Annotated in this window: 25 protein-coding genes; 17 read left to right on the top strand and 8 right to left on the bottom strand. The window is 70.3% G+C overall.

Annotated elements, in window-relative coordinates:
* Window positions 1–44: 44 nt before the first annotated feature.
* A complete protein-coding gene (locus tag ACIBQX_RS25195) occupies window positions 45–2,282 on the bottom strand; it encodes a hypothetical protein (protein ID WP_397008462.1) in 2,238 nt (745 codons plus the stop codon).
* A 66-nt stretch (window positions 2,283–2,348) separates the two neighbouring features.
* Here ACIBQX_RS25195 and ACIBQX_RS25190 point away from each other — a divergent pair, with 66 nt between their 5' ends.
* From ACIBQX_RS25190 to ACIBQX_RS25120, 15 genes are all read left to right on the top strand, one after another.
* Window positions 2,349–4,034, top strand: coding sequence for a hypothetical protein (locus tag ACIBQX_RS25190; protein WP_397008460.1), 1,686 nt, complete (start codon window positions 2,349–2,351; stop codon window positions 4,032–4,034).
* A 144-nt stretch (window positions 4,035–4,178) separates the two neighbouring features.
* Complete coding sequence (locus tag ACIBQX_RS25185; protein ID WP_397008458.1) at window positions 4,179–5,795, top strand: LCP family protein; 1,617 nt, start codon at window positions 4,179–4,181, stop codon at window positions 5,793–5,795.
* Between the two features lie 217 nt (window positions 5,796–6,012).
* Window positions 6,013–7,197 (top strand): acyltransferase family protein, encoded by a 1,185-nt coding sequence (locus ACIBQX_RS25180; RefSeq protein ID WP_397008456.1) that lies wholly within the window; start codon window positions 6,013–6,015, stop codon window positions 7,195–7,197.
* 56 nt (window positions 7,198–7,253) lie between these two features.
* Window positions 7,254–8,219, top strand: a complete 966-nt coding sequence (locus ACIBQX_RS25175; protein ID WP_397008454.1) for a glycosyltransferase — start codon at window positions 7,254–7,256, stop codon at window positions 8,217–8,219.
* A gap of 270 nt (window positions 8,220–8,489) precedes the next feature.
* A complete protein-coding gene (locus tag ACIBQX_RS25170) occupies window positions 8,490–8,990 on the top strand; it encodes a hypothetical protein (RefSeq protein WP_397008452.1) in 501 nt (166 codons plus the stop codon).
* 5 nt (window positions 8,991–8,995) lie between these two features.
* Window positions 8,996–10,210 (top strand): SRPBCC family protein, encoded by a 1,215-nt coding sequence (locus ACIBQX_RS25165; RefSeq protein WP_397008450.1) that lies wholly within the window; start codon window positions 8,996–8,998, stop codon window positions 10,208–10,210.
* Between the two features lie 103 nt (window positions 10,211–10,313).
* Window positions 10,314–10,715 (top strand): gas vesicle protein GvpJ, encoded by a 402-nt coding sequence (gene gvpJ, locus ACIBQX_RS25160; protein WP_397008448.1) that lies wholly within the window; start codon window positions 10,314–10,316, stop codon window positions 10,713–10,715.
* Window position 10,716: 1 nt separating this feature from the next.
* The gene (locus ACIBQX_RS25155) at window positions 10,717–11,526 is read left to right on the top strand and encodes a GvpL/GvpF family gas vesicle protein (RefSeq protein ID WP_397008446.1); all 810 of its coding nucleotides are present in this window, start codon (window positions 10,717–10,719) and stop codon (window positions 11,524–11,526) included.
* A complete protein-coding gene (locus ACIBQX_RS25150) occupies window positions 11,526–11,798 on the top strand; it encodes a gas vesicle protein GvpG (RefSeq protein ID WP_397008444.1) in 273 nt (90 codons plus the stop codon). Before ACIBQX_RS25155 ends, ACIBQX_RS25150 begins: the two co-directional genes overlap by 1 nt.
* Before the next feature lie 4 nt (window positions 11,799–11,802).
* Window positions 11,803–12,180 carry a gas vesicle protein gene (locus ACIBQX_RS25145; RefSeq protein ID WP_397008442.1) on the top strand — a complete coding sequence of 126 codons (378 nt, stop codon included), beginning with the start codon at window positions 11,803–11,805 and terminating at the stop codon, window positions 12,178–12,180.
* Between the two features lie 8 nt (window positions 12,181–12,188).
* On the top strand, window positions 12,189–12,575 hold the full coding sequence (locus ACIBQX_RS25140; protein WP_397008440.1) for a gas vesicle protein: 387 nt from the start codon (window positions 12,189–12,191) through the stop codon (window positions 12,573–12,575).
* Window positions 12,568–13,350, top strand: coding sequence for a GvpL/GvpF family gas vesicle protein (locus ACIBQX_RS25135; RefSeq protein WP_397008438.1), 783 nt, complete (start codon window positions 12,568–12,570; stop codon window positions 13,348–13,350). Before ACIBQX_RS25140 ends, ACIBQX_RS25135 begins: the two co-directional genes overlap by 8 nt.
* A complete protein-coding gene (locus ACIBQX_RS25130; RefSeq protein ID WP_397008437.1) occupies window positions 13,347–13,580 on the top strand; it encodes a gas vesicle protein in 234 nt (77 codons plus the stop codon). The genes ACIBQX_RS25135 and ACIBQX_RS25130 overlap by 4 nt, the downstream gene beginning before the upstream one ends.
* A complete protein-coding gene (locus tag ACIBQX_RS25125; protein ID WP_397008436.1) occupies window positions 13,580–13,897 on the top strand; it encodes a gas vesicle protein K in 318 nt (105 codons plus the stop codon). Before ACIBQX_RS25130 ends, ACIBQX_RS25125 begins: the two co-directional genes overlap by 1 nt.
* A 54-nt stretch (window positions 13,898–13,951) precedes the next feature.
* Window positions 13,952–14,668: an acetoacetate decarboxylase family protein gene (locus ACIBQX_RS25120; protein ID WP_397008435.1), complete on the top strand. Its 717-nt coding sequence runs from the start codon at window positions 13,952–13,954 to the stop codon at window positions 14,666–14,668.
* A gap of 6 nt (window positions 14,669–14,674) precedes the next feature.
* On the opposite strand, the gene ACIBQX_RS25115 is transcribed toward ACIBQX_RS25120, so the two are convergent.
* The 6 genes from ACIBQX_RS25115 to ACIBQX_RS25090 all read right to left on the bottom strand — a co-directional run bounded on the left by ACIBQX_RS25115 (window position 14,675) and on the right by ACIBQX_RS25090 (window position 20,426).
* Window positions 14,675–15,559 (bottom strand): glycosyltransferase family 2 protein, encoded by an 885-nt coding sequence (locus ACIBQX_RS25115; RefSeq protein WP_397008433.1) that lies wholly within the window; start codon window positions 15,557–15,559, stop codon window positions 14,675–14,677.
* Between the two features lie 187 nt (window positions 15,560–15,746).
* The gene (locus ACIBQX_RS25110; protein WP_397008431.1) at window positions 15,747–16,514 is read right to left on the bottom strand and encodes a CDP-alcohol phosphatidyltransferase family protein; all 768 of its coding nucleotides are present in this window, start codon (window positions 16,512–16,514) and stop codon (window positions 15,747–15,749) included.
* A complete protein-coding gene (locus tag ACIBQX_RS25105) occupies window positions 16,492–17,532 on the bottom strand; it encodes an iron-containing alcohol dehydrogenase family protein (RefSeq protein WP_397008837.1) in 1,041 nt (346 codons plus the stop codon). Before ACIBQX_RS25105 ends, ACIBQX_RS25110 begins: the two co-directional genes overlap by 23 nt.
* A 27-nt stretch (window positions 17,533–17,559) precedes the next feature.
* Window positions 17,560–18,294 carry a sugar phosphate nucleotidyltransferase gene (locus ACIBQX_RS25100; RefSeq protein ID WP_397008429.1) on the bottom strand — a complete coding sequence of 245 codons (735 nt, stop codon included), beginning with the start codon at window positions 18,292–18,294 and terminating at the stop codon, window positions 17,560–17,562.
* 78 nt (window positions 18,295–18,372) lie between these two features.
* Complete coding sequence (locus ACIBQX_RS25095) at window positions 18,373–18,996, bottom strand: DUF5941 domain-containing protein (protein ID WP_397008427.1); 624 nt, start codon at window positions 18,994–18,996, stop codon at window positions 18,373–18,375.
* Window positions 18,993–20,426 (bottom strand): CDP-alcohol phosphatidyltransferase family protein, encoded by a 1,434-nt coding sequence (locus ACIBQX_RS25090; RefSeq protein ID WP_397008425.1) that lies wholly within the window; start codon window positions 20,424–20,426, stop codon window positions 18,993–18,995. Before ACIBQX_RS25090 ends, ACIBQX_RS25095 begins: the two co-directional genes overlap by 4 nt.
* Before the next feature lie 116 nt (window positions 20,427–20,542).
* On the opposite strand from ACIBQX_RS25090, the gene ACIBQX_RS25085 reads away from it, so the two are divergent.
* Window positions 20,543–21,793, top strand: coding sequence for an SDR family oxidoreductase (locus ACIBQX_RS25085; RefSeq protein ID WP_397008423.1), 1,251 nt, complete (start codon window positions 20,543–20,545; stop codon window positions 21,791–21,793).
* A 3-nt stretch (window positions 21,794–21,796) separates the two neighbouring features.
* Here the strand turns inward: ACIBQX_RS25085 and ACIBQX_RS25080 are convergent, their stop codons facing one another.
* Window positions 21,797–22,813 carry a glycosyltransferase family 2 protein gene (locus ACIBQX_RS25080; RefSeq protein ID WP_397008421.1) on the bottom strand — a complete coding sequence of 339 codons (1,017 nt, stop codon included), beginning with the start codon at window positions 22,811–22,813 and terminating at the stop codon, window positions 21,797–21,799.
* A gap of 81 nt (window positions 22,814–22,894) precedes the next feature.
* Between ACIBQX_RS25080 and ACIBQX_RS25075 the strand changes: the two genes are divergently transcribed.
* Complete coding sequence (locus tag ACIBQX_RS25075) at window positions 22,895–24,319, top strand: LCP family protein (protein ID WP_397008419.1); 1,425 nt, start codon at window positions 22,895–22,897, stop codon at window positions 24,317–24,319.
* Window positions 24,320–24,348 lie beyond the last annotated feature (29 nt).

Genomic DNA, 24,348 nt, shown 5'->3' with positions numbered 1-24,348 from the left:
CCGGGCCTGGGTGCACATCGGGTCGCGGTGATGACACCATGGGGTCAGGCCACCGCCATCCACACGTTGATCCGCAGCGACCAGGTGCCGTTCGGCCGCTCGGTCAGCGAGCGCTCGTCCTGACGCGTCACCAGGGCCATGACCTGCGACGCCGTGCCGTACGGCGAGACCTGGCCGCGCTCGGCGCCGAGCACGACCGGGGTCCTGCCCACCGCGCGCACCCGCTCGATCAGACGGCGTACGTCTCGTTCGGAAGCCGTGTCCCCGGTGACGCGCCCGACCATCGCGACCGGGACGCCGCACCTCCCGCGCACCACCTGGGTGAACCGGTCCCCCGTGACGCGCTCCACCATCAGCACGGAGGCGTCCGGCGGGATCCGCGCGCACAACGCCGCCACCGCCGCCTCCTCCCCCCGCTCGACCGGGGTGAACGCGGTGCCGATCGAAGTCACGATCGGCGGCGCCAGCAGGAGCAGCACGCTCACGGGGGCGATCCAGCGCCGGAACCGCCACCCGCGCCCACGCTCGCGCAGCCACCCGGCCCCCCAGACGGCCAGCAGGATCAGACCCGGGATCACGATCGGCACCAGGCGGCGGGCGGCCCACGGATGGTCGGGGGTGATCTCCGGCCGGAGCAGCGTGGTGACCGTCGTCCAGCCGATGACCGCCAGCGGCAGCAGCCACTCGGGCGCGCCGCCCTTCAGCAGCCTGCGCACCAGCACGGCCGCCGCCAGGGTGGCGAGCACGAGCGCGGGGACGCCGATGTACCAGGCCACCCAGTGCAGCGAGTTCTCGAAGTAGAGGCGCGTGCCGTCGATCGGCAGCCCGTTGGCCTTCTGGATCTCCTCGATAAAGGTGTGGGTGCGCCAGTCCTCGTCGTTGTCAGGCTCACGGCGCACGGTCTGCAGCCACGGCCGTACGGCCAGCCCGGCCATCACCAGCACCGCCAGGACGGCGCCCGCCTCGGGCAACCGGCGCGGCAGCCGGACCCGGGCCAGCAACGGCGCGGTGACCGTACCGGCGAGAGTGAGCAGCAGCACGGCGGCGCAGATCAGCAGCAGCGGCTCCACCGAGCGGGACAGATAGTCGAGGTACGGCCGGGCCAGCAGCTGAGCGGCCAGCAACCCGACCCCCACCCCGGCCACCAGCCCGGTCAGCAACGCCCCACCCAGCTCCATCCCCGGCCAGGACACCCACCCGGTCCCCTGGCCCGGTGCCCCAACCACGTCACCGCCCGAGGCGCGGGATCGGCCCTTCGCGCCGACCGAGGCAGGGGGTCGCGGCGCGTGCTCGGCCCGAGCGCGGGACCGGGCCAGCCTGCCCAGCGCGATCAGCAACCCGGCGAACGCCAGCGCGGGCAGCACGTCCCGCAGCCCGTCCACCCTGACCAGCACGCACAGCCCGAACACCAGCCCGGCCAGCGCCATCCGCAGCCACCGCGCCGACGGCCTCCAGCGCCCCGGCGCACTCCGCCCCGGCCCGCCGTCCCGCGTGCCGTCGCCATCCAGTACGGCACCGCCCGGTGAACGGCCGGGCGGCGTGTCCCGGCGGAGGGTGTCGTGGATCAGGATCAGGCCGCCGAACAGCAGGATCATCGACGGGATCTCGCTGAACGTCGTCCGCGAGGTGTAGAGGACCGGCATGCAGACCGCGAACGCCAGCGCGGCCGGAACCGCCCAGCCGCCCCCGGCCAGCCGGGCCACCAGCCCGGCGAACGCCAGCACGGCCAAGGCGCCCAGCACGGCGGGCGTCACGAGCAGCCCGCCGAGCCACTCGCCGACGGCGAACAGCATCGGCGCGCCGGGCATGAACTGCGGCACCACCGCCCCGTCGGCCGCGTAGAACCCCACGCTGCGGAAGATCAGGCCGGGATCGGCCCCGCCGAACGCCTCCGCACCCGACGGGATCGGCAGCGAACCGTGCTCGGCGAGCCAGATGGCGTACTGCGCGTAGGTGCCGGGGTCGCGTCTGACGGCGAGTTGCTCACTGTGCATGACCGCGTTGAACACCCCGGACCCGGCCGCGACGGCGATCACCCCGGCGACCTGCCGACCGGTGGCCGGGACCGTGGCGCCCATGTGGCGTGTCGCCGTCCAGCACAGCAGCGCGGCGACGGACAGCCCGATCAGGAACGCGGGAAGCGGCCGGTACACGCCCAGCAGGAGCAGCGGCAGCCCGGCCAGCAACCAGCCGGCCACGGCGGCCGCGGGCAGCGCCGTGATCACGGCGAGCACCCGGCCCGCCGTCGGCCTGCGCGTCTGGTGAAGCCGGGCGAGTTCCATCGGTTTGCGAGCGTATCCAACAACACGATGACGGTCGCCTGGTCGAAGCCCGGTAGGTTACGCGACGTGCCCATCGAGCCGGAGGACGTACGAGTAAACGGCCGCACGAGCGACGCGCCCGCCGAGCCCGAGGTCGTACTGCCGAACGGCCGCACGGACGACCCGGCCGCCGAACCCAGGGACGTACGGCCGAACGCCCGCGCAGACGACCTCTCCGCCGAACCGGAGGACGTACGGGTGAACAGCCGTACGGCCGACGCGCCGGTGGGGCGGGTGGGTGAGCAGGCCGGTGAGGGTGGCAGCCGGCGGGCGGTCAGCGTCAGGGCGGGGGCCTTCGTGCGGCGGCATGGGTGGTTCCTGGGGGTGCTGGCCGTCGGCGCGGCGCTGCGCGGGCTCGCGTTGCTGGGCTACCGCCCGGCGCTGTGGTTCCCCGACACCTACACCTACATCGTCACCGTCTTCAAGCCGCGCCCCGACCTGGTGCGGCCCGCCGGTTACTCGATGTTCCTCAAGCTGCTGGAGCCGTTCCACGCCTTCGGCCTGGTCGCCGCCGTACAGCATCTGCTCGGGCTGGCCACCGCGGCCCTGATCTACTGGGCGGCGCTGCGGGGGGCGCGGCGCCGGTGGGCGACGCTCGCCGCGACGCCCGTGCTGCTGGACGCCTACCAGGTGCAGCTGGAGCACCTGCTGGTCTCCGACACGCTGTTCATGTTCCTGATCGTGCTGGCCGTGGCGCTCAGCCTGGCGGACCGGCCCAAGCTCGTCACGATCGGCCTGCTGCTGGCCGCCGCCACCCTCACCAGGACCGTCGGCCAGCCGCTGATCCTGCTCCTGGCGGCCTGGTTCGTGCTGCGCAGGCAGATCCGGCCCGCCGGGGTGCTGCTCGCGGCGGCGCTGGTGCCCGTGGTCGCCTACGGCGCCTGGTTCTACGCCACCTACGAGCGCGTCGGCATCATCGGCGCGAACGGCGTCTTCCTGTATGCCCGGACGATGTCGTTCGCGGACTGCGCCCGGATGGATCCGCCGCCCGACCTGCGGGTGCTGTGCGATCCCCGGCCGGCCGAGCAGCGGCCGCCCTCCCAGGAGTACATCTGGGCCAAGGACGCGCCGCTGGTGGCGTTGCCCGGCATCACGTTCACCCAGGAGACCGACGAGCTGGCGGCCAGGTTCGCCGCGCTGGCGATCCGCACGCAGCCGCTGGACTACGCCGGCTCGGTGCTGTCGGAGCTGGGGCGTTCGTTCGTGTGGGGCCGCCCGGTCTATCCCGACCAGGAGATCTACGACTACTACCAGTTCCCCGTGACCCCGCCGGGCCCGCCGGGGCGGTACGCGGCGCAGCTCGGCGTCGACTATTCGCAGCAGTACGAGCGCGGGGCGATCGGCACCACCATCGCCGAGCCGTACGCGGGCTGGATGCGGGCCTATCAGGACGTGGCGCGGCTGCCCGGCGCCGTGCTGCTCGCCGCCCTGCTCGTCCCGCCCGCCCTGGCGGCCGGTCGCGTCCTGTACGGCAGGCGGTGGACCCCCCGGGGCAGGCGTCGCGCCGCCAAGCCGTCCGGCGTCCCTGGTCCGGCCCCGTGGCTCCTGCCGTGGACGACCGCCGTTGTGCTGTTGGTCACTCCGGCGGCGGCTGCCGAGTTCGACTATCGGTACGTGCTGCCGGCCGTCCCGCTGGCCTTTCTGGCGGCAGCCCTAGCCTGCGGAAAGCGTAAAAACTTTCTCATTGGTATCTCACGAAATGTCCGACTCTGAGTATGCTTTGGCCCACCGATATCACGCCTGGGTCACAGTCGATTGCATCGGTCACGGCGACGGGTACGCCGTACGTGACCTAGTCTCTTGGCGCAGTACGACCAAGCCAGCGCGGAGAGCGTAGCGAACGAGGCTAGGGGGCGCATGAGCGACTACAGAAGCGTGTCCACCCAGGACCGCCGGGTCGCCCCGCCACAGCCCGGCAGCCGGATGGCCCGCAGGCAGGCAGCAGCGGCCGGCCCGCCCGAAGAGCCGCCCTCGCGGGGCCACCGGGTCAAGGGCGGCAACGGCGGCGGCAAGATGCGGATGCTCGCCTGGGTCAGCATCGCCGCCACCTCCGTCATGGTCATCGGGTCCCTGACCGGCTACACGCTCTACCGCGACGCTTTCGGCAACATCAACCAGAAGAGCGTCAAAGCCGACATCATCACCCCACGCCCCGAGGACAAGGGCGCGCTCAACGTCCTGCTCGTCGGCTCCGACACCCGCGCGGGCGAGGGGAACGCGAGATACGGCCAGGAGCTCGCCAGGACCGCCGACGCCGGCGGCAAGCGCACCGACACGATCATTGTCCTGCACCTGTCACCCAATCGCGACAGGGCACAGCTGATCAGCTTCCCGCGTGACTCGATGGTGCAGATCCCCAAGTGCAAGAACGAGTCGACCAAGCAGGAGATGCCGCCCCAGCGAGCGATGATCAACTCCGCCTACAACTCGGGCGGCATCGCGTGCACGATTTCGACGATCGAGACGCTCACCGGCATCCGGGTCAACCACTTCGTCGAGATCGACTTCAGCGGCTTCAAGAACATCGTGGACGCGCTCGGCGGCATCGAGATCTGCCTCAAGTCCGGCGTCAACGACAAGAAGGCCAAGCTGGTGCTGCCCCCCGGCAAGAGCCTGCTCAATGGCGAGAAGGCGCTGGGCTACGTACGGCTGCGCAACTACGGCGACGGCAGCGACATCCAGCGCATCAAGCGGCAGCAGAACTTCCTCAGCAAGGTGGTCGCCAAGGCCACCAGCACCGACCTGCTCACCAGCCCCGGCAAGCTCACCGGCTTCATCAAGGCCGCGGCCGGCTCGGTGACCATGGACCCGGAGCTGGCCAACGACCCCGAACAGCTCATCGAGATCGCCACCAGCGCCAAGGAGCTGACCACGGGCGACGTGAAGTTCACCACCATTCCGTGGATCCCCGATCCCGAGGACAAGAACCGCGTGGTCTGGAAGCAGCCGGACGCCGGTGAGCTGTTCAACTCGATCGTCAACGACACCGAGATCCCGAAGACCTCACCCTCTGAGAGTGGCAAGCCCAAGGTCACCATCAAGCCGGACCAGGTGCAGGTCCAGGTGCTCAACGGCACGACCACGGCGGGCAAGGCCCGCGAGGTGGCCGACCTGCTCACCAAGCAGGGCTTCAAGGTCACCGAGCTGGGCAACTTCCAGACCGCCGACGGCCAGAGCCTGGCCGCCACCGAGGTCCGCTACCCGAAGACGGCCGCCACCGGCGCCGACTACGCGGGCGTGCTGGCCGGTCAGGTGACGCCGAAGCCGGACCCCAAGGCGGGCAAGGCCAAGGCCGCCACCAGCGAGCCCTACACCGCGGCCACGACGGTCCCGGCCGGCACGGCGACGAAGAAGGTGCCGGTGATCCAGCTCATCGTCGGAGCCGACTTCGAGGCGGTCAAGGTGACCAAGCTCCCCGACAGCGTCGAGAAGTCCACGACCACCGCGTCGGAGCAGAAGAGCGTCTGCGTGTGACCGTTCGCTGAGCCTCCGTCACGAACCAGAGCCGTCCGTGACAACCCTCCAAGTTCTCTGTGTAAGCAGGGGATTCCGCTCCGGTCGACAGACACGGTACTGAAGCCGGGATATCGTGGTGCGGGTCGGCGACGCGGCTCGCCTTGCGCCGTCAAGGGCGATGCTGGGCATGCCGCTTCGCGTTCCCCGGCCCCGAGCGAAGCTGAGCGATTCTCCTGTGTCTGAGACCAAGCACTCTCCCCCGGTCACTCCTCCGAGCGACGAGAGTGCGGGTCCAGCCAACACGGGCGCCAAGTGGCCGCTGCCGGAAGAGGCCTTCTGGAGCGAGCGCACCGACCCCCACGGCAAGCTGCCCGAGGGCGCCAAGCAGAGCGAGCCGGAGCCGGCGGCCGAGCCCGAGCGGCCCAAGCGCAAGCGCGACCCCTATCTCGACAACGTCAAGTTCATCCTGATCGCGCTCGTCCCCGTGGGTCACTCGCTGGTGCCGACGCTCAGCGCGGACTCCTCCAGATCGCTGTACATCTTCATCTACACCTTCCACATGCCGCTGTTCGTGATCATCAGCGGCTATCTGTCCAGAAACTTCTGGAACTCCAACGCGAAGACCAACAAGCTGGTCGACACCTTTCTCGTGCCGTACGTGATCGTCGAGGTGGGCTACGCCGCGCTGCGCTTCTCGCTGGGCCAGAAGTGGAGCCTGACGATCATCGATCCGGCCTGGCTCAACTGGTATCTGCTGGCCCTGCTGTTCTGGCGGCTGTCCACCCCGGTGTGGAAGCGGATGAAGTATCCCGTCCCGGTGGCCATCGCCATCTATCTGTTCGCCGGGTTCTCCCAGATCTCCGGTGACTTCAGCATGGACCGGTTCTTCGGTCTGATGCCGTTCTTCGTGATCGGGCTGGTCATGCAGCCGGAGCACTTCGAGCTGCTCAACCGCCGCTGGATCAAGATCGTGTCGGTGCTCACGGTGCTCGCCGGGGCCGCGGTGGCCATCCTCATCGCGCCGCGGGCCCCGCTGGCGCCGTTCTACTTCAAGAACAGCTACCAGGACATGGACCTGTCCTGGTACATGGGCCTGGGCCTGCGGGTCGGGCTGCTGGTCTGCTCGCTGGCCCTGTGCTTCGCGGTGCTGGCGCTGGTGCCCCGGCACGAGACCTGGTATTCGGACCTCGGCACCCGCACCCTCTACTGCTATCTGCTGCACGGCATCCCGGTGCTCATCGCCAAGGATCAGGGCTGGCTGGAGCTCCCGTGGCTGCACGGCCCGCTCGGCGTCCTGGCGATCAGCTCCAGCTGTTTCGCGCTGGCGATCATCCTGTGCCTGCCGGAGACGCGCACGGTGTTCAAGTGGGTGCTTGAGCCTCGGTTGACCTGGCTCTATCGTCGCCCATCCAGGAGTTAAGCGATAGTTTCACCTGCATTCACGCCTATGACCTGGTAAGCCCCGAGCATCGACGCATGCGGGTATGCGTTGCCACGATCGTCCACCATCCCGAGGACGCCAGGATCATGCACCGGCAGATCCGGGCGCTGCTCGACGCGGGCCACGAGGTGACCTACGTCGCGCCGTTCACCTACTTCAACGTGACTCCGGCCGCGGGCCTCACCGCCGTCGACGTGCCTCACGACGCCGCCTACGGCAGGGCACGCGCGGCGCTCAGACGTGGCATGAAGGACGCAGACCTGCTGATCGCGCACGATCATCGCCTGCTGCGCGCGCTGCCGTACAAGCGGCCACCGGTCGTCTGGGACGTGCGCGAGGAGGTGTCCGAGGGACGCCACGCGCGGGCGGTCCGGCGGCACCACGTCATCACGCGCGCCATCGTGCCGGAGGCCACCCTGGTGTCCGCCGCCCCGCCTCCGCCCGGCGACACCCGGGTGGTCCATCTCGGGCGGCTGACGACGGACAAGGGCGTGAGCGAGCTGATCAGGCTGGCCGAGCGCCTCGTCCCGCACGGCGTCCGGATGGACCTGATCGGGGCCGCGGGGCCGGGCGTGCGCCCGATGCTGAGGGACGCTCAGCGGGTGGGCCTGCTGGACTGGTTCGGGCACGTCCCCCACCGCCACGCCCTGCGCATGACCGAAGGCGCCATGGCCGGCCTGTCGCTGGCGAGCCCGCCGAGCGGGACGCCGACGAAGATCCTCGACTACATGGGCCGCGGCCTGCCGGTGGTCACCACCTCGCCGGGCTCTCCGCTGGTGGAGCAGGCCGGCTGCGGCCTGACGGTGGCCCTGGACGTGAACGCCGTCCTGGACGCCGTACTCGACCTCAAGGAGGACCCGCAGCGGCGGCTCACCCTCGGCAGGCGCGGCCACGCGCACGCGCTGGCCCACCACCACTGGCCGGACCACGCGGCGGCGTTCGTGGCCAGGATGGAAGGCTGGGCGGGCGTCCCCGTCGCCACCCACTCCCTGGCGGTTTAGGCCCTACCCCGCGCCCCACACCGCCCCACACCACTGCCTTCCTCGCGGTTCACGGCCCACACCACCGCCTTCCTGGCGGAGAGGGCTCCGGCCTTCCCGGACGCCTGCCACGGTGCCTTCCAGGGGATTCGGACACGGGTCTAAATACGGGCCTGCCAGGCGTAAACAATGTCCGTTTTTTCCCTGTATCTGTTTCCTTATCCTCTTCACGGGCAACCGGGGACTGGCTGTCGGACGTCAGTCGCGAAGCCGAGAGGAAGGAGCGCCGCCATGGTCAACAAGGGCGGAATGGCGCTGGCCCTAGCCGTGGGTTACGTGCTCGGCCGGAATCACAAGCTGCGCCTGGCCACCGCCTTGGTGGTCGCAGGGGTGACTCGCGACCTGCGGAAGGGTGACGGCAGCCTGCTGCGGCAAGGCGTCAAGACCCTCGGTACGTCTCCTCAGCTGGAGGAGATCACCGACCGGTTGCGCACGGATCTGATGGACGTCGGCAAGGCGGCGGCCATCGCCGCGACGAGCAGGCAGATCGACTCTTTGAGCTCGAAACTGCACGATCGAGCCGAGTCGCTGCGCGTGCCCGGAGCGCCACACGGCGCGGCGGCACCCGCGGAGGAAGAGGAGCACACGGAAGAGGAGCACACGGAAGAGCCACAGGAGGAAGAGGAGGAGCCTCCCGAGCAGGAGTCCCGGGCGGACGAACCGAATGCGGAGCAGCGCAAGACCAGGCGCGAGCGGCCTGCGGGGGCTCCGGTACGAAGGACGGGACGGTGACAACGATGACAGAACAGACGAAGGCGGCGGCCGGGAAGCTCAGGGAGCAGTTGCCGACGGGACGGCTCACGGCCGAACTGCAGAACCTCGCTCTGGCCCTGACGGAACGAGGGCTCGGCTCGGTGACCGGCAGGCTCGAGTCCGTGACCGGCCGGCTCTCCGACTATGCGGAGGGCGGCGGCACGAGCCTCAAGAGCGCCATCACCGGCAGATCAGGCAAGGCGGGCTCGGCGGGCTCATCGCCGCTGAGCGGCATCAAGGAGACGGCGAAGGACACCATCACGGGCGCGGTCACGGGCATGGCCAAGGACGTGGTCAAAGGCGGCATCAAGGACACGGTCACCGGCATCTTCGGCGGCGGCGGCAAGCAGGGCGAGTCGGGCGACAAGCTGAAGGTGACCAACATCGTCGAGACCGTCGACATCGGCGCACCGTTGCGGCTGGTCTACAACCAGTGGACCCAGTTCCAGAGCTTCCCGAGCTTCATGAAGAAGGTCGAGAACGTCGAGCAGGAATCCGACGAGAAGCTGACCTGGAAGGCACAGGTCTTCTGGTCACACCGGACCTGGGACTCGACGATCATCGAGCAGATCCCCGACAAGCGGATCATCTGGAGGTCGGGGGGAGACAAGGGGTACGTCGACGGTGCGGTGACCTTCCACGCTCTCACTCCTGACCTCACCCGCGTCATGGTCGTCCTCGAATACCACCCGCAGGGCCTGTTCGAGAAGACCGGCAACATCTGGCGAGCGCAGGGCCGGCGGGCACGGCTTGAGATCAAGCACTTCGCCCGGTATGTCATGACGCAGTGCCTGCTGCACCCGGAGGAAGCGGCGGACGAGGGCTGGCGCGGTGAGATCCGCGACAGCCAGGTGGTCAAGGACCACGAGACGGCCCTGCAGGAAGAGCAGGAGGAGCCAGAGGCGCCGAAGGCGGGCGAGGGCGAAGAGGAGGAGGAAGATCGCGCCCGCGAGGAGGAAGCCGAATACGAGGGAGAAGAGGAAGAAGAGCCCGAAGAGGAGGAAGAGGAGGAAAAGGGCAAAGGGGAGGAAAGGGCCGAAGAGGAGCCCGAGCCGGAGAGAGAAGAGGAGCCCGAGCCGGAGAAGGCCCGGGAGGCGCAGCCCCACCGGCGCCCCTTCCGGCGCCGTCAGGCGGCCCCCGAAGAGGAGGCACGACCGGCGCCCCCGGTTCGCCGCAGGACCGGCGCTCGCCGCTCGTAAGTCGCCGACCTACCAGTGAGAACTCGACTCAATGAGAACTCGACTCAATGAGAACTCGACTCAATGAGAACTCGACTCAGTGAGAACTCAAGGGGAGGACATCATGACTGTGCAACCCGCGACTGGCGAGAGTGGAGTGGCCAGAGACAGCCCCTCTCCGTCGGGCCTGGCAGACGTCATCGACACGATTCTGGACAAGGGCCTCGTGATCGACGCCTACGTCCGCGTCTCGCTCGTCGGCATCGAGTTGCTGACCATCGATGCGCGCGTCGTGGTGGCGGGCGTCGACACCTACCTGCGCTACGCCGAGGCCGTGAACCGGCTGGATCTCACGGAATCCGGCGGCGAGGGGCTTCCCGAGCTGATGAAGGACATGACGCAGGGCCAGGTCTCCGGCAAGGCCGAGAACCTGACCCGGGGGGCTCTGGAGGCCGCCGGAGAGAAGCTGCACGACTTCGTCGGCGGCCAGAAATCCACCCAACGCCGACAGGACGAGGAGGGCTGACATGGCCAAAGCCACGACCCCCGAGACGGCCGACCCGGTGAAGACCCGAGGACACCGGAGCACCGGCACCTACGTCTACGGTCTCGTACCGGCCGACGTGGAGATGTCCGAGGACGTGCTCGGCGTGGGGAACCCGCCTGGCAAGGTGCGGCTGATACGTCATGGCGAGATCAGCGCCCTGGTCAGCGAGGTGTCGCTGGACAGCCGGCTCGGCACCCCCGACGACCTCGTGGCGCACGAGCGGCTGCTGGACGCCACCGCGGCCGAGGTCCCGGTGCTGCCGATCCGCTTCGGGGCCGTGATGTCGACGCCGGACGGGGTGGTCGACGAGCTGCTGGAGCCTCATCATGACGACTTCCTCGCGGCGCTCGACGAGCTGGAGGGGCGGGTCGAGTACGTGGTCAAGGCCCGCTACGTCGAACGCACCGTACTCAGGGAGATCCTGTCCGAGAACCCCGAGGCCGCCCGGCTGCGCGAGGAGATCCGGGCCCAGCCCGAAGAGCTGACCCGGCAGGCGCGCATCCAGCTCGGCGAGCTCGTGGAGCGGGCGATCGCGGCCAAGCGCCAGGCCGACACCGAGGCCCTGACCGAAGACCTCGCATCGCTCGGCGTTCTCATCGCCGAGCGCCCGCCCTCCCACGAGCATGATGCCGCGCAGGTGGCGGTCCTGATCGAGGCGGAGCGGGAGGACGAGCTGGAAGAGGTCGTCGAGGAGTTCGCGGCCGGGTCCGAGGGGCGGATCACGTTGCGGCTGCAGGGCCCGCTCGCGCCGTACGACTTCGTCGTCACCCCGGAGGAGGAGGCCGGCTGATGAATCTGATCACTCTGCTCGTCGGCTGGCCGCTCCTGCCTCTTGAGGGCGTGCTCCGGTTGGGCGAGCTGATCCAGGAGCAGGCCGAGCGCGAGCTGCACGACCCGGTGGCGGTCCGCCGCCAACTGGAGGAGTTGGAGCGAGCGGCCGACGCCGGCCTCATCTCCGAGGAGGAGCAAGCGGAGGCCATGGAGGAGATCGTGCGAAGGATGACCGGCCCGCCCGTCCTGATGGACTCCGGCGATCCGGATCCGTGGGAATCGGGGAGGTGAGCTCATGCCGACGAAGAGACGGGTGCGCGAGGACGAACCAGCGAGCGGCGTACGGCCTGTTCGGACACCGGCCGACGACGCCCGGAGGGAGAAGACGGCCATCAGCCGCCCGCCCGGTCTGTCAGCCGCCACAGCGGGCCAGGCCGGGCTCCGTCACATCGCGGCGCTGACCGCCCGAGAGGTCGAGGGCGTCACGCGGGTGAAGCCGGAAGGCGACGGATGGCTGGTGGGCGTCGAAGTGGTGGAGGACCGCCGCATCCCGTCTTCCGGCGACATCCTCGCGCTGTACGAGGCGGAGCTGGACGCGGCCGGCGATCTGCTGTCCTACCAGCGGCTGAGACGCTACCGGCGGGGCAGCGGCGGGATGGGAGAGGGGCCGTGATGGAGCCGATGCGATCGGGACCCACCCGGCAGTACTCCCCCGCCGGGCAGCGGCAGCAGGCCAACCTGGGCGACATTCTCGAGCGGGTGCTCGACAGGGGGGTGGTGATAGCCGGCGACATCCGGGTCAACCTGCTGGACATCGAGCTCCTGACGATCAAACTCCGGCTGATCATCGCGTCGGTCGACACCGCCAAGGAGATGGGCATCGACTGGTGGGAGCACGATCCCTGGCTCACCGGACGTGATCGGCACCTCCTCGACGAGAACCGCCGGCTGCGCCACCGGCTCGCCGAGCTCGAAGAGGGGGTGGAGCCGGTCCACCGGCCCATCCGCGGCGAGGTGGCGGAGCCAGCCGGGGAGCTGCCGCCGGAAAGGCACGGTCATCGTGGCTGACACGGGCACCTACCTCTACGCGGTCACGATGGACCTCGACGTTCCCCGCCTCGAAGGCCTGAAGGGGGTGGCGGACCTGCCGGTGCGGACGATCAAGCAGGCGGGGCTCGTCGCCTACGTGAGCGGGGTCCCGCTGGACCAGTTCGGGGAGGAGCCGCTGCGCAGGTCCATGGAGGACCTGGACTGGCTGGGCGGGACCGCCCGCGGGCACCACCGCGTGGTGGAGGCGGTCGCGGAGCACACTCCCACGGCCCCCATCCGGCTGGTCACCGTCTACAGCGGTGACGACCAGGTACGGAGCCTCCTTGACCAGCGGCACGACGATTTCGTCCAGGTGCTCTCCCAGATCGCCGGCCGAGTGGAATGGGGTGTGAAGGCGTACGTACGGCCGAGCGAAGGTCAGCCGGCCGCGGCGGCGCGGGGGGCGGGCGACCGGGCTTCGGCCGGCGCCGGGACGGCGTACCTGAAGCGGCGGCAGGCCAGCCTGCGCAGCCGCGAGGACGCGTGGCGCGAGGCGAGCGAGCAGGCGCAGCGGATCCACCACGTCCTGACCTCACTCGCGGTCGCGAGCCACCTGCACCGGCCCCAGGACCCGCAGCTGTCGGGACGCTCCGACTGGATGATTCTGAACGGCGCCTACCTGGTCGACGAGCCCCGTGGTGCGGAGTTCGCCCGTGCGCTGGACGGGCTGCGCGGCCAGGGGGTGGACCTGCAGCTCACCGGCCCGTGGGCGCCCTATTCGTTCGCCGAGCTGGACGCGGAGGCATCGCGGTGACGTACGTCGAGCCGCGCGGCGATCTTCTGGCCGAGGAGGGGCGGCTGCCGCCCGAGCGGGTGGCGCTGGTCGACCTGCTGGACCGGCTGCTCGCCGGCGGTGTCGTCGTCAGCGGGGATCTCATCCTGTCCATCGCCGACATCGACCTCGTCCACATCTCGATCCGCGCGTTGATCATGTCCGTTCGGTCCGAGGAGAGCACCTTCGACCACGAGATCCCGGAGGGGTGATGAGCATGGAGAACGACCGGCCGGTGCGACAGGCACGGGCGCCCCGCCTGCGCATCGAGGCCGACACCGAGGCGGTCGAGCGAGACCTGTCCCGTCTCGTGCTCACCCTGGTGGAGCTCGTCCGTCAGTTGGTGGAGCGCCAGTGCGTACGGCGAATGGAGCAGGGCGATCTGTCGGACGAGCAGGTGGAGACGCTGGGGCTGACCTTGATGCGGCTTGAGGACGCGATGAACGAGCTCTGCGAGCGGTTCGACCTGTCGCCGTCGGACCTGAACCTCGACCTGGGGCCGCTTGGAACGCTCCTGCCCCAGGACTGAGACGCGCCCGGGGAAGGGTGGTCACACGCCATCGCTGTTTGGTCTACTGAAGTCATGGCACCGCATCTGATCGAGGGGCGGACGGTCGCCCTGCCTGTCCGGGTGCGGGACGCGTCGCTCTGCGGTGCCGCGTACGCGGTGCGGGCCGACGCCGCGCGGGCGGTGATCGCGTACTCGGGGCTGGACGTGGTGGAGATCGTCCCGGGTAAGGCCGTGTGCGTGCTGCTGTTCGCCGACTACCGTGACGGCGACCTCGACGCCTACCACGAGTTCGGCATGGCCTTCCTGATCAGGCCTCCGGGATCCACCGGCTCGACGCGGCCGAGCGACCTGCGCGACGCGGCCGTCTTCGTCCACTGGCTGCCGGTCGACCAGCGCTTCACCATGGAGGCCGGACGCGCGCTGTGGGGTTTCCCCAAGGAGCAGGCGGACATCGACCTGCGGCTCGCCTCCCCGTACAAGCGCTGCATCCTGCGCAAGGACGGCAGGCTCGTGCTGGACATGCTGGTCAGGCCGGGGGTTCCGGTGCCCGGGCCGAGCCCGCTGATCTCCTTCGACGCCTTCACCCACCGCGAGGGCGTCACCAGGCGGGTCCCCATGAAGGCGCAGGCGCGCGGGGTCCGGGTCCGGCCCGGCGGCGCCCTCATCCGGCTGGGCAACCACCCGATCGCCAAGGAGCTCAGCGAACTGGGCCTGCCCAAGCGCCCTCTGCTGTCCTCGACGGTCGCGCACGTCGCCATGTCACTGCGAGAGGCCGAGCCGCTCCGGTGAGGCCTGTCAGACGATGGGGGGGCGGCCCAGCTTCACCATGCGCCAGGCGGTCCGCCAGGCCATCGGACGCCGCTCTCCGGCGGGTGTACGCAGGCCCTCGAAGAACCCGGTGAACCACGCCTTCAGCGCCACCCCGGATCGGCGCTCACGGATCAACGTCAGCACCACCCAGTCGAGCAGATAGAGCGCCGCCAGCGGCCAGGGCAGATTGCGCCGGGCCAGCCACACCCGGTTACGCGCGTTCAGCCGGTAGAACTGGGCGTGCCGGGTCGGCGGCACCTGCGGGTGGTACATGACGGTCTCGGCGTCGTACTCGATCCGGTAGCCCTCGCCGAGCAGCCGCCAGGCCAGGTCGGTCTCCTCGTGCGCGTAGAAGAACTTCTCGGGCAGCCCGCCCACCTGGAGGAAGGCCGAACGCCGGATGGCGGACGCCCCGCCCAGGAAGGTCGTGACGGGCGAGGATCGCTCGGGGTCGCCGGCGCGCAGGCGCGGGACGTGGCGGCGCTGGCCGATGCCGCCTTCGGGGTCCATCACCCGGAAGGAGATCACGGCCAGGTCGGGCTCGGTCGCGAAGCGGTCGCGGACGTGGGCCACGACCTTCTGGTTGGCATACCAGCCGTCGTCGTCGAGGAACAGCACCACGTCACCGGAGCACTCTTCGACGCCACGGTTACGGCCCGCTGGAATGCCGGTGTTCTGGTCGAGCCGGATCGTTTTCACGATCGCCGACGAGCCTACGGGCGGCGTCGCCGACACCTCGGGCACATCGGCCCCGTTGCCGACGATCACCACCTCGACGTCGCCGTCGACTTGGTTGAGCGCGGATTCGACCGCCCGGTTCAGCTCCGCGATCCGGTTGCCCATGGTGAGGATGACGCACGAGATCTTCAACGAATCATCGTCCTGACGCGTCGAGAGCACGGGCGGAGCATTCTTTCATGATCACCGAGTCTGCTGGTCTGCCTGATTCTTGATATGGGTGGAGCTAAGCGTATCGGAACCGATAGTGAACCCCCACCGAACCGTGGACGTCCGATCAATACGACGGATGCGGGGCGCGGACGGTTCCGACGTGAAGTCACACAAGCCGCCTCGATGCCAAAATGCTGACAAGGTGGAGCACCGTCTGGAGCCCGGCCGCGATCACGCAGGCCACGACGAGCACCCGGGTGGCCACCAGATCGCCTGTCGCCAGGTCGATCACGGCCGTCACCAGCGCCAGCAGCGACAGCTCGATGGGCTGCATGATCCGGTGGAACTTCGTGGCTCCCACGATCCTCCTGGCCAGCCCCAGCAGCCCCGAACGGAACTGCCCGACGGACGCCTCGGTGGCGACCGGCAGGCCGCCCTTGGCCCGCGCCACGTCCACCAGGTCGGTCTCGGCCTTGATGAGGATCGCGCCGAGTGCGGCGGCGAAGCCCAGCACGGTGTACCAGTCGGGCAGCACGGCGGAGGCCCGCCAGCCCAGCCCGGCCAGCAGCGCGGCCTCGGTGAAGTAGGCGCCGACGCGGTCGAGATAGACGCCGGCCAGCGAGGTCTTGCCCGTCCAGCGGGCCAGCTCGCCGTCGGAGCAGTCGAGCAGCAGGTAGACCTGCACGAGCAGGGCGGCTCCGATGGCCGCCCAGAGGCCGGGCAGCGCCAGCACGACGCCGGCCAGGACCCCGGCCACCGTCATCACCCAGGTGAGCTGGTTGGGCGTGACGGAGGTCTTGGACATCAGCCAGGTGACGTAGATGGACAGCCTGCGCATGTAAAGCACGCCTGCCCAGTGCTCGCCGTTACGGCGCTCCAGATGACCCGCGGGCTGAGCGACCCGCCGCAGGTCAGCGACCGAAGGCCCGGACATAGTCCCCCACCCGATCGCGAATCTCGGACTCCGGCAGGCGCAGGTGCTCCAGGATCGTGTAACGGCCGGGACGGGTGGCGGGGGCCAGCACGACGGCCTCCGCGAACTGCTCGCTGGTCAGCCCGATGTCGGCGGGGACGACGGGCAACTCGTGCCGGCGCAGGCAGTCGGTGACCTGTGCCAGCCGGGGGGCGTCCTCCCTGAGGAAGAAGCAGAATGCGGCACCGATCCCGGCGAGCTCGCCGTGGTTGGAGGTGCCGGGGAAGAGCTGATCCACGGCATGAAGGATCTCATGGTCTCCACCACTCGCGGGCCGGGACGAGCCCGCGATCACCATGGACATGCCGGAAAGGATCAACGACTCGGCCAGAACGGTCAGGAAATCGTCGGATTCGATGGAGTCGGTGCGGCCGATCAGCGCCTCGGCGGCGGTGCGGGCCATCGAGCAGGCCAGCCCGTCGATGGGCTCGCCGCGCTCCAGGTTGCCGAGGTGCCAGTCGGCGATGGCCGACAGGTTGCTGACCACGTCGCCGACGCCCGACCTGACGAGCGCCTGGGGCGCGCTGTGCACGAAGTCCAGGTCCACCAGGATCGCCAGCGGCATCGGCACCCCGAACGTGCCCTTGCCGCCGTCGTACACCAGCGAGGCGGTCGGCGAGCAGATGCCGTCGTGGGACAGGTTGGTCGCGACCGCGACCATCGGGATGCCGGCCAGCGACGCGCCGTACTTGGTGGCGTCGATGGTGCGCCCGCCGCCGACGCCCACCACCACCTCGTAGGCGCCCTTGCGCAGGTCGGCGCCCAGCGAGACGGCGGCCTCGACCGACCCGTCGGCGACTCTGAAGACCTCGGCCTCGCCGAGGGTGGGCGCGATCAGGCTCTCGATGTGGTCGCCCTGGCCGGGGCCGACGGCCACCGCGACCCTGCCGGACGTGGCCACCCGGCTGTCGGCCAGCAACGCGCCGAGCTGCGCCACGGCGCCGCGCCTGACCTCGATGTGCAGCGGCGCGGGCAGCATCCTCGCTAGCAGCGGCATCCTGCCCCCTCAGTAGCGGACGGCAATGGTGCGGGCCTTCGCCAGGTCCTCGTGGTTGTCCACTTCGACCCAGTCGACCTCGCCGATGGGCGCGAGGTGGATCTGCTCCCCGCGCTCGACCATCTCCTGATAGCCGTCCTCGTAGTAGAGCTGCGGGTCCCGCTCGAACGTCGCCCGCAGCGCGTCGGCCAGGCCGGCCGCGGCACCGGGGCGGATGAGGGTCGCGCCGATGTACTCGCCGTAGGCCTCGGCCGGGTCCATCAGCTTGGTGATGCGCCGTAGCGACCCCTCCGGGGAGCGGGTCACCTTCATCTCCTCGTCGGCGAGCTTCTTGACGTCGTCGACGGCGAGCAGGATGTCGCTCGTCTCGGGCGCCGCCAGCAGTGTCTTCTCCACCGAGACCGGGTGCACGGTGTCGCCGTTGACCAGCAGCGCCCCCTGGGCGAAGTAGTCGCGGGCGCACCACAGGGAGTAGGCGTTGTTCCACTCCTCGGCCTTGTCGTTGTGCACGAGGGTGAGCTCGACTCCGTGCCGCTCCTCCAGCTCCCGCTTGCGATCGTGTACGGCCTGCGCCGCGTACCCGATGATGACCACGACCTCGCGCAACCCCACCGCGGCGAGGTTCCGCAGCGAGATGTCCATGATCGTGGTCTCACCGTCGACCGGCACGAGCGCCTTGGGCAGCGTGTCGGTGTACGGCCGCAGGCGTCGTCCGGCTCCAGCGGCCAGCACCATTCCCAGCAACGTGCACTCCTCAGTCGAGCATGACTACGTAGGTCCCAAAGATTAGTTGGCTTTAGGCCCTGCGCGGGTAATCCGCCGTTAGTCTTGCGTTTCCGCGTGCGCCGCCTCGACCCGCGATCGCGGCGCGGCGAGCCAGCACGTCAGGCTCTCCCAGCCGAAGACACCCCACAGATACAGGGCGAGCAAGGCGAACCCGCCCCCGGTCCAGCCGACCAGCACGGCCAGGCCGACCACGATCGAGCGCCCCTCCCAGCCGAGCCCCAGGCTCGACAGCCACGGCGGCGGATAGACGTTCTGGCGCAGTCGGTACACCAGATCGTAGTGGTGGAAGGCGATCGCCCCGAGCAGGATGAAGATCAGCAGCGGCGGTACCCCGTGGGCGAACCCGCAGGCCGCCACGAAGGTGTACTCGATCACCCGCAGGATGGGCGGCGACAGCCAGTCGAGCCTGCCGTCGTGCGGATGGGAGCTGCCGGGCCCGGCCAGCAGCAGCGTCACGGCGGGTGCGAACACCGCGACCCCGTCGGTCCCCGCCAGGCCGATCATCAGCAGCACCCCGGTGACGAAGGCCCCGGCGATCAGCGGCGGCAGCGGCGGGAGCTGCCCGGCCACGAGCATGCCCATGCCGCGCGAGAGCGGCCCGTCGTCGCGGTAGGCGACGACCTTGCTGCCCGGCACCGGGATCATGTGCACGGAGATCATTCAGCCGACCTCACGATCCGCCCGGCGAGCTGGTAGAGGGCGGCCACGCTCCCCCAGCAGAGCAGGGCGAGGAAGGTCACCCGGGCGTTGAACACGACGGTGGTGACGGCGATCAGCGCCATCCGCTCCCCGATCGGCAGCACGATCGCCTTTCTCAGCCAGTGGACGACGCTCTCGCGCTCCATGCGCTGGGCGAGCCGCAGCACGCCCTGCCGGGGGACGCGGCGGCGGCCGGCGTCGGACGGTTCGAGGAGCGAGCGCACCGGTTTGGCCCACAGCGCGCCGACCCGGCCGGCGTCGTAGATCGCTCCGGTGTAGGAGTAGTGGAGGGCGTGCCGTACGGACTGCAGGATCATCGCCGCGACGGCCAGGAACCAGATCCCGTGCGGGTTGCCGGTCGGGAACGGCTGGACGGCGACGTAGCCGTAGGCCAGCCCGACGTAGACCACGTACTCCTTGAGCCGGTCGGCCATGCCGTCGGCCCACGCGCCGAGCGGCGAGAAGCCGCGCGTGTAGCGGGCGAGCTGGCCGTCGAGGCAGTCGAGCACGAACGACAGGTAGAGCAGCGCGGCCCCGGCCAGCCGCCCGCCGAGGGTGCCGGCCGAGAACCACACCGCCGACAGCACCGCCAGGCCGATCGAGATGCCGGTGACGGCGTTGGGGGTGAGCTTCAGCGCGGCGGCGGGCCGGATCAGGTGGCGCGACCAGGTCGAGACGAAGAACGTGGTGAAGAAGCCGTCGTCGGCCTTGACCGCGCTGTCGAGGCGGACCTGCTCCTCGTCGACGTCGGCGAGCCTGCGCACGGCGCTGTCGGCGGCCTCCTGGCCGGTCACCCGGGCGCAGTGCAGCTCGCCGAGGGCGGCCGCGCGGACGCGGACCCCCGATCTGACCAGCCCGACCAGCAGCAGGTCGACGGCCTCCACCGGGGTGACCGGGCCGAGCCGGCCCGCGTCGGCCAGGTCGGCCAGCTCCTCGGCGATGTCGGCCAGGGTCGCCAGGTCGGTCTCGCCGGTCTGGAGCACGCCGGCGAAGGTGGCGTTGGCCTCGGGCACGGTGTGGAAGGAGCTGCCCGCGGCCATGATCCTGCCGCCTTCGATCCGTACCGGAGGGTGCGCCGGCCCGTCCGGCACGCCGGCGGAGACGAGCGCCCGCGTGTCGTGCGCGGGGTGCTCCAGGAGCATGGCCAGCGCCTCGGTGTGGGCGACGACGTCGGCGGGCAGCACGGCGACGGCCCCCGAGGCCGCGCGGGCGATCTTGGCGATGCCGCGCAGGTCGGCGCCGAGGCCGCCGCCGGCCGTGACCACCTGCACGTCGTTGATGGGCAGCGCGGCGAGCTGCCCGGTGAGGCGGTCCAGCAGCGTGCCGTCGGCGCAGGAGAGCCTGCCGGCCGGAGTCGTGGCGAGCAGGACCACGGACGTGGTCGTGCTCACGCGGGTCAGTGAGTCGGGCAAAGCGCAGGTCCTCCCGTTCGCAGAGGGAGTGCGTGGACTCACAGTAGCGACAGGTCACCGCGATATCACGGAACCAGACCGTTACCCTCGAAACTATGAATTCTCGGCTGCGTTCCGTCGGGGTGGTCCTCGCGGGCGGCGTTGGACAGCGGGTCGGCCTCAGCACCCCCAAGCAGCTCGTCAAACTCGCCGGCAGGACGATCCTGGAGCACACGATCGCCCTGTTCGACGGCTCGGCCGAGATCGACGAGGTGGTCGTGCTGATGACCCCGGGGTTCGCCGAGCCGGTCAGGGAGCTCGTCCGGAAGGGCGGTTTCGAGAAGGTCGTCCAGATCGTCGACGGCGGCGCCACCCGCACCGAGAGCACCTGGCGGGCGCTGCGGGCGCTGGGCCCGCAGGAGTGCAACGTGCTGCTGCACGACGCTGTGCGCCCCCTCCTGGAGCCCCGGATCATCACGGAGTGTGTCCGGGCGCTGGAGCGGCATGCGGCCGTGGAGGTGGCGATCGCGAGCTCCGACACCGTCCTGGTGGCCGGGCCTGGGCCCGACGGCGTGGAGGTCGTGGCCGACGTGCTGGACCGGTCGCGGCTGCGGCGCGCGCAGACGCCGCAGGGCTTCCGGCTGTCGGTGATCAGGCGGGCCTACGAGCTGGCGATGGCCGACCCCGAGTTCGCCGGCCGGCCCGCCACCGACGACTGCGGCGTGGTGCTGCGCTACCTGCCCGAGGTGCCGATCGTCCTGGTGCCGGGCAGCGAGCGGAACATGAAGGTCACCCACCCGATCGACCTGTCGATCGCCGAGCAGTTGCTGCGCCTGGCCGTGGCGAGTGAGCCCGCCGTCACTCCGGACGGCTACCGGCGGGCGCTGGAGGGCAAGACCGTGGCCGTCTTCGGTGAGGACGCCGAGCTCGCCACGCTGGCCTCGGGCCACGGCGCCCGCGTGCTCACCTTCCCGCACGCCGGCGAGCCCGAGCCGGTGGCGAAGGCGCTGGCCGGCGCAGGCGTCGTCGACCACGTGGTGCACGTGGCGAGCGTGCCGCCCGCGGCGACACTGGTCGAGGCGAGCGACGAGACGATCGCCTCCTGCTACCTCGGGGCGATCCACGTGGCCCGCGCCGCCCACCCCCACCTGCGCGAGAGCGGCGGCCATCTGCTGTTGCGGACGGCCGCCGGCGACACGAGCCTGGCCGTCTCGGCCAGGGCGGCGACGACCGCCCTGGCCAGGTCGCTGGCCGAGGAGTGGGCCGCCGACGGCGTCCGGGTGGGATGCGTCGGCCCCCGGACGTCCGCGCGAGACTGCCTGGACGTGCTGGTCTCCGGCCTGACCGGTCAGGTGATCGACGCCTGACGGTCAGCGGGGAGCGCGGACCAGCTTGCGCGGACTGGTGAGAAAGCCCCACCCCCATGACAGGTGCATGGCGGCGTAGACGAGCGGCAGCCTGAGCTTCGCGGCGGCGGGCAGCCCGCTGCCGGTCAGCGCCGACCCCGCCACGATGGCGACCGCATAGCCGCCCGGGATCACCAGCCCGAGCGGGAAGAACGGCGAGACCAGCACGCCTAACAGCATGGCCAGCACCGCCGCGGGAGGCGCGAGGTAGCGCAGGTTGATGGTGCCCTCGTGGGTGCGCGCGACCACCCGCCGCCACCTGCCGTAGTGGAAGTACTGCTTGGCCAGCGCCTTGGCGTTGGGCCTCGGCCGGTAGGTGACCCGCATCCGCGGCTGGAACCAGACCAGCCCGCCGGTCTGCCGGATGCGATGGTTCATCTCCCAGTCCTGGGCGCGCTGGAAGTGCTCGTCGTAGCCGCCGACCCGGTCGAGCGCCGAGCGGCGGAAGACGCCCAGGTAGACCGTGTCGGCGGGGCCGGCGGTGCCTCCCACGTGGAAGGCGGCGGCCCCCACGCCGATCTTGGAGGTCATGGCGCAGGCGACGGCCTGCTCGAAAGGCGTGACGCCCTCCGCCGCCATCACCCCGCCGACGTTGTCGGCGCCGGTCTCGATGAGCGTCTCGACCGCCACCTTCAGGTAGTCGGGGGGCAGCATGGCGTGCCCGTCGACCCTGGCGATGATGGCGTTACGGGAGGCCCCGATCGCGGCGTTGAGCGCGTTGGGGGTGCGGCCTGTCGGGTTGGGCACGACGATCACCCGGCGGTCGGACGCGGCGATGGCGTCGGCGACCTCCTGGGTGCGGTCGTGCGATGGGCCTATGGCGAGGACGACCTCGATCTCACCCGGATAGTGCTGGGCGAGGACCTGGTCGACGGCTTCGCGTAGGTGCCGCTCCTCGTTGAGGACCGGCATGACGACGGAGATGGGCGGCCAGCCACGCGTCTCCGCTGGCGCGTGCGGCGAGTCGGGGAACTGCTTCATGGCGGGGCTCACGCTACTGTACGAGCAGAGGAGGAAGGCAACCGATGGCCCAATCCTCCGGGCATCCAGAGGGGGAGGGCCATGCGGGACCCGAGCGAGGAGGACGCCGGGGTGCACGTGGGCGGCGACGCCTACGGTGGCGTCAAGCTCGCCGGCGGACGTCCGCGCAAGCCCCGCAGGAGCGCCAGGGCGCGGCGCCGTAACGCGATCGTCGCGGGCCTGCTCTCGGTGGGGGTCCTGGTCGGCACCGGGGTGGTGTGGGCGACTCCCCGCCAGATCGGCGCCGTCGACGCGGGCGTCGCGGAGCCGCCGCCGCGCGGCGCCGAGAACATCCTGCTCGTCGGCGTGGACAAGCGCGACGACCTCACCCGCAAGAAGCAGAACGAGCTCAAACTCGGCCGCGAGGCGGGCCAGCGCACCGACACCATGATGGTCATCCACCTGTCGGAGGACCACAGCAAGGTCACGGTGGTGAGCCTGCCGCGCGACTCCTGGACGACCATCCCCGGCAAGGGCGATCACAAGATCAATTCGGCCTACCAGTTCGGCGGCCCGAAACTCGCCCTGCAGACCGTCAGGCAGGCCACCGGCCTGGAGATCCACCGCTACATCGAGGTCAACGTGCTCGGCTTCGTCGACGTGGTGGACTCGCTCGGCGGCGTCACCGTGTGCACGCCGGTGGCGATCAACGACCCCAAGACCGGCCTCAACCTCGCCGCCGGCACCCACGAGCTCAAGGGCGTCCAGGCGCTCGGCTACGCCCGCACCCGCGCGACCGCCCGCTCCGACCTCGACCGCATCGACCGGCAGCAGCAGGTCATCTCGGCGCTGCTCGACCGGGCGCTGAGCGCGGGCACGCTGGCCAACCCGGCCAAGCTCGCCTCCTTCGTCAACACCACGCTCGGCACCGTCAAGGTCGACCCCGACGACGGCCTGCTCGGGCTGGCCGCCCAGCTCAGGGACGTCAAGCTGGACAACGTGCAGTTCGTGGACGTGCCGCTGTCCGACGTCGACTACAAGACGCCCACGGGCGAGTCGGCGGTGCTCTGGGACAAACCGGCCGCCCGCGAGATGTTCCGCCGCATCAAGGCCGACGAGAACCTGGCCGAGCCCAGCGCGACCCCGTCGGCCAAGCCCTCCGCCAAACCGACCGTCCCGCCGGAGCGCGTCTCGCTCAAGGTGCTCAACGGCACGCTCATCACCGGCCTCGGCGCCCGCACCAGGACGGCGCTGCTCGCCTACGGGTTCCGGGTGCCGGACACGGCGGGCAACACCACCCGCAAGGACTTCAAGAAGACTCTCGTACGCTACGGCGCGGGTCAGGAGGAGGCGGCGCGCACGGTGGCCGCCGCCATTCCCGGCGCCGAGCTCCGCAAGGACGACGTCAAGGGCATCGAGGTGGTCACGGGCAAGGACCAGCTCCAGGTCGCCAAGCCGAAGGCCGCCCCGACCGCGACCGCCACACCCAAGGCGGAGACCGCGACACAGACTATTTGCAAAAAGTAGGTATACCGAGTCATGTGCAGGGCACGTGA

The organism is Nonomuraea sp. NPDC049714 (genome assembly GCF_044465295.1).
Taxonomy (GTDB): domain Bacteria; phylum Actinomycetota; class Actinomycetes; order Streptosporangiales; family Streptosporangiaceae; genus Nonomuraea.
Note: the sequence above shows the minus strand (reverse complement) of the source record. Positions and strands in the feature narration are given on the sequence as shown.

Coding starts and splice junctions, on each gene's coding strand:
- ACIBQX_RS25195 (WP_397008462.1), bottom strand. CDS start 2,282: ATGGAACTCGCCCGGCTTCACCAGACGCGCAGGCCGACGGCGGGCCGG.
- ACIBQX_RS25185 (WP_397008458.1), top strand. CDS start 4,179: ATGAGCGACTACAGAAGCGTGTCCACCCAGGACCGCCGGGTCGCCCCG.
- ACIBQX_RS25175 (WP_397008454.1), top strand. CDS start 7,254: ATGCGGGTATGCGTTGCCACGATCGTCCACCATCCCGAGGACGCCAGG.
- ACIBQX_RS25170 (WP_397008452.1), top strand. CDS start 8,490: ATGGTCAACAAGGGCGGAATGGCGCTGGCCCTAGCCGTGGGTTACGTG.
- ACIBQX_RS25165 (WP_397008450.1), top strand. CDS start 8,996: ATGACAGAACAGACGAAGGCGGCGGCCGGGAAGCTCAGGGAGCAGTTG.
- gvpJ (WP_397008448.1), top strand. CDS start 10,314: ATGACTGTGCAACCCGCGACTGGCGAGAGTGGAGTGGCCAGAGACAGC.
- ACIBQX_RS25155 (WP_397008446.1), top strand. CDS start 10,717: ATGGCCAAAGCCACGACCCCCGAGACGGCCGACCCGGTGAAGACCCGA.
- ACIBQX_RS25150 (WP_397008444.1), top strand. CDS start 11,526: ATGAATCTGATCACTCTGCTCGTCGGCTGGCCGCTCCTGCCTCTTGAG.
- ACIBQX_RS25145 (WP_397008442.1), top strand. CDS start 11,803: ATGCCGACGAAGAGACGGGTGCGCGAGGACGAACCAGCGAGCGGCGTA.
- ACIBQX_RS25140 (WP_397008440.1), top strand. CDS start 12,189: ATGCGATCGGGACCCACCCGGCAGTACTCCCCCGCCGGGCAGCGGCAG.
- ACIBQX_RS25125 (WP_397008436.1), top strand. CDS start 13,580: ATGAGCATGGAGAACGACCGGCCGGTGCGACAGGCACGGGCGCCCCGC.
- ACIBQX_RS25120 (WP_397008435.1), top strand. CDS start 13,952: ATGGCACCGCATCTGATCGAGGGGCGGACGGTCGCCCTGCCTGTCCGG.
- ACIBQX_RS25110 (WP_397008431.1), bottom strand. CDS start 16,514: ATGTCCGGGCCTTCGGTCGCTGACCTGCGGCGGGTCGCTCAGCCCGCG.
- ACIBQX_RS25105 (WP_397008837.1), bottom strand. CDS start 17,532: ATGCTGCCCGCGCCGCTGCACATCGAGGTCAGGCGCGGCGCCGTGGCG.
- ACIBQX_RS25095 (WP_397008427.1), bottom strand. CDS start 18,996: ATGATCTCCGTGCACATGATCCCGGTGCCGGGCAGCAAGGTCGTCGCC.
- ACIBQX_RS25085 (WP_397008423.1), top strand. CDS start 20,543: ATGAATTCTCGGCTGCGTTCCGTCGGGGTGGTCCTCGCGGGCGGCGTT.
- ACIBQX_RS25080 (WP_397008421.1), bottom strand. CDS start 22,813: ATGAAGCAGTTCCCCGACTCGCCGCACGCGCCAGCGGAGACGCGTGGC.
- ACIBQX_RS25075 (WP_397008419.1), top strand. CDS start 22,895: ATGCGGGACCCGAGCGAGGAGGACGCCGGGGTGCACGTGGGCGGCGAC.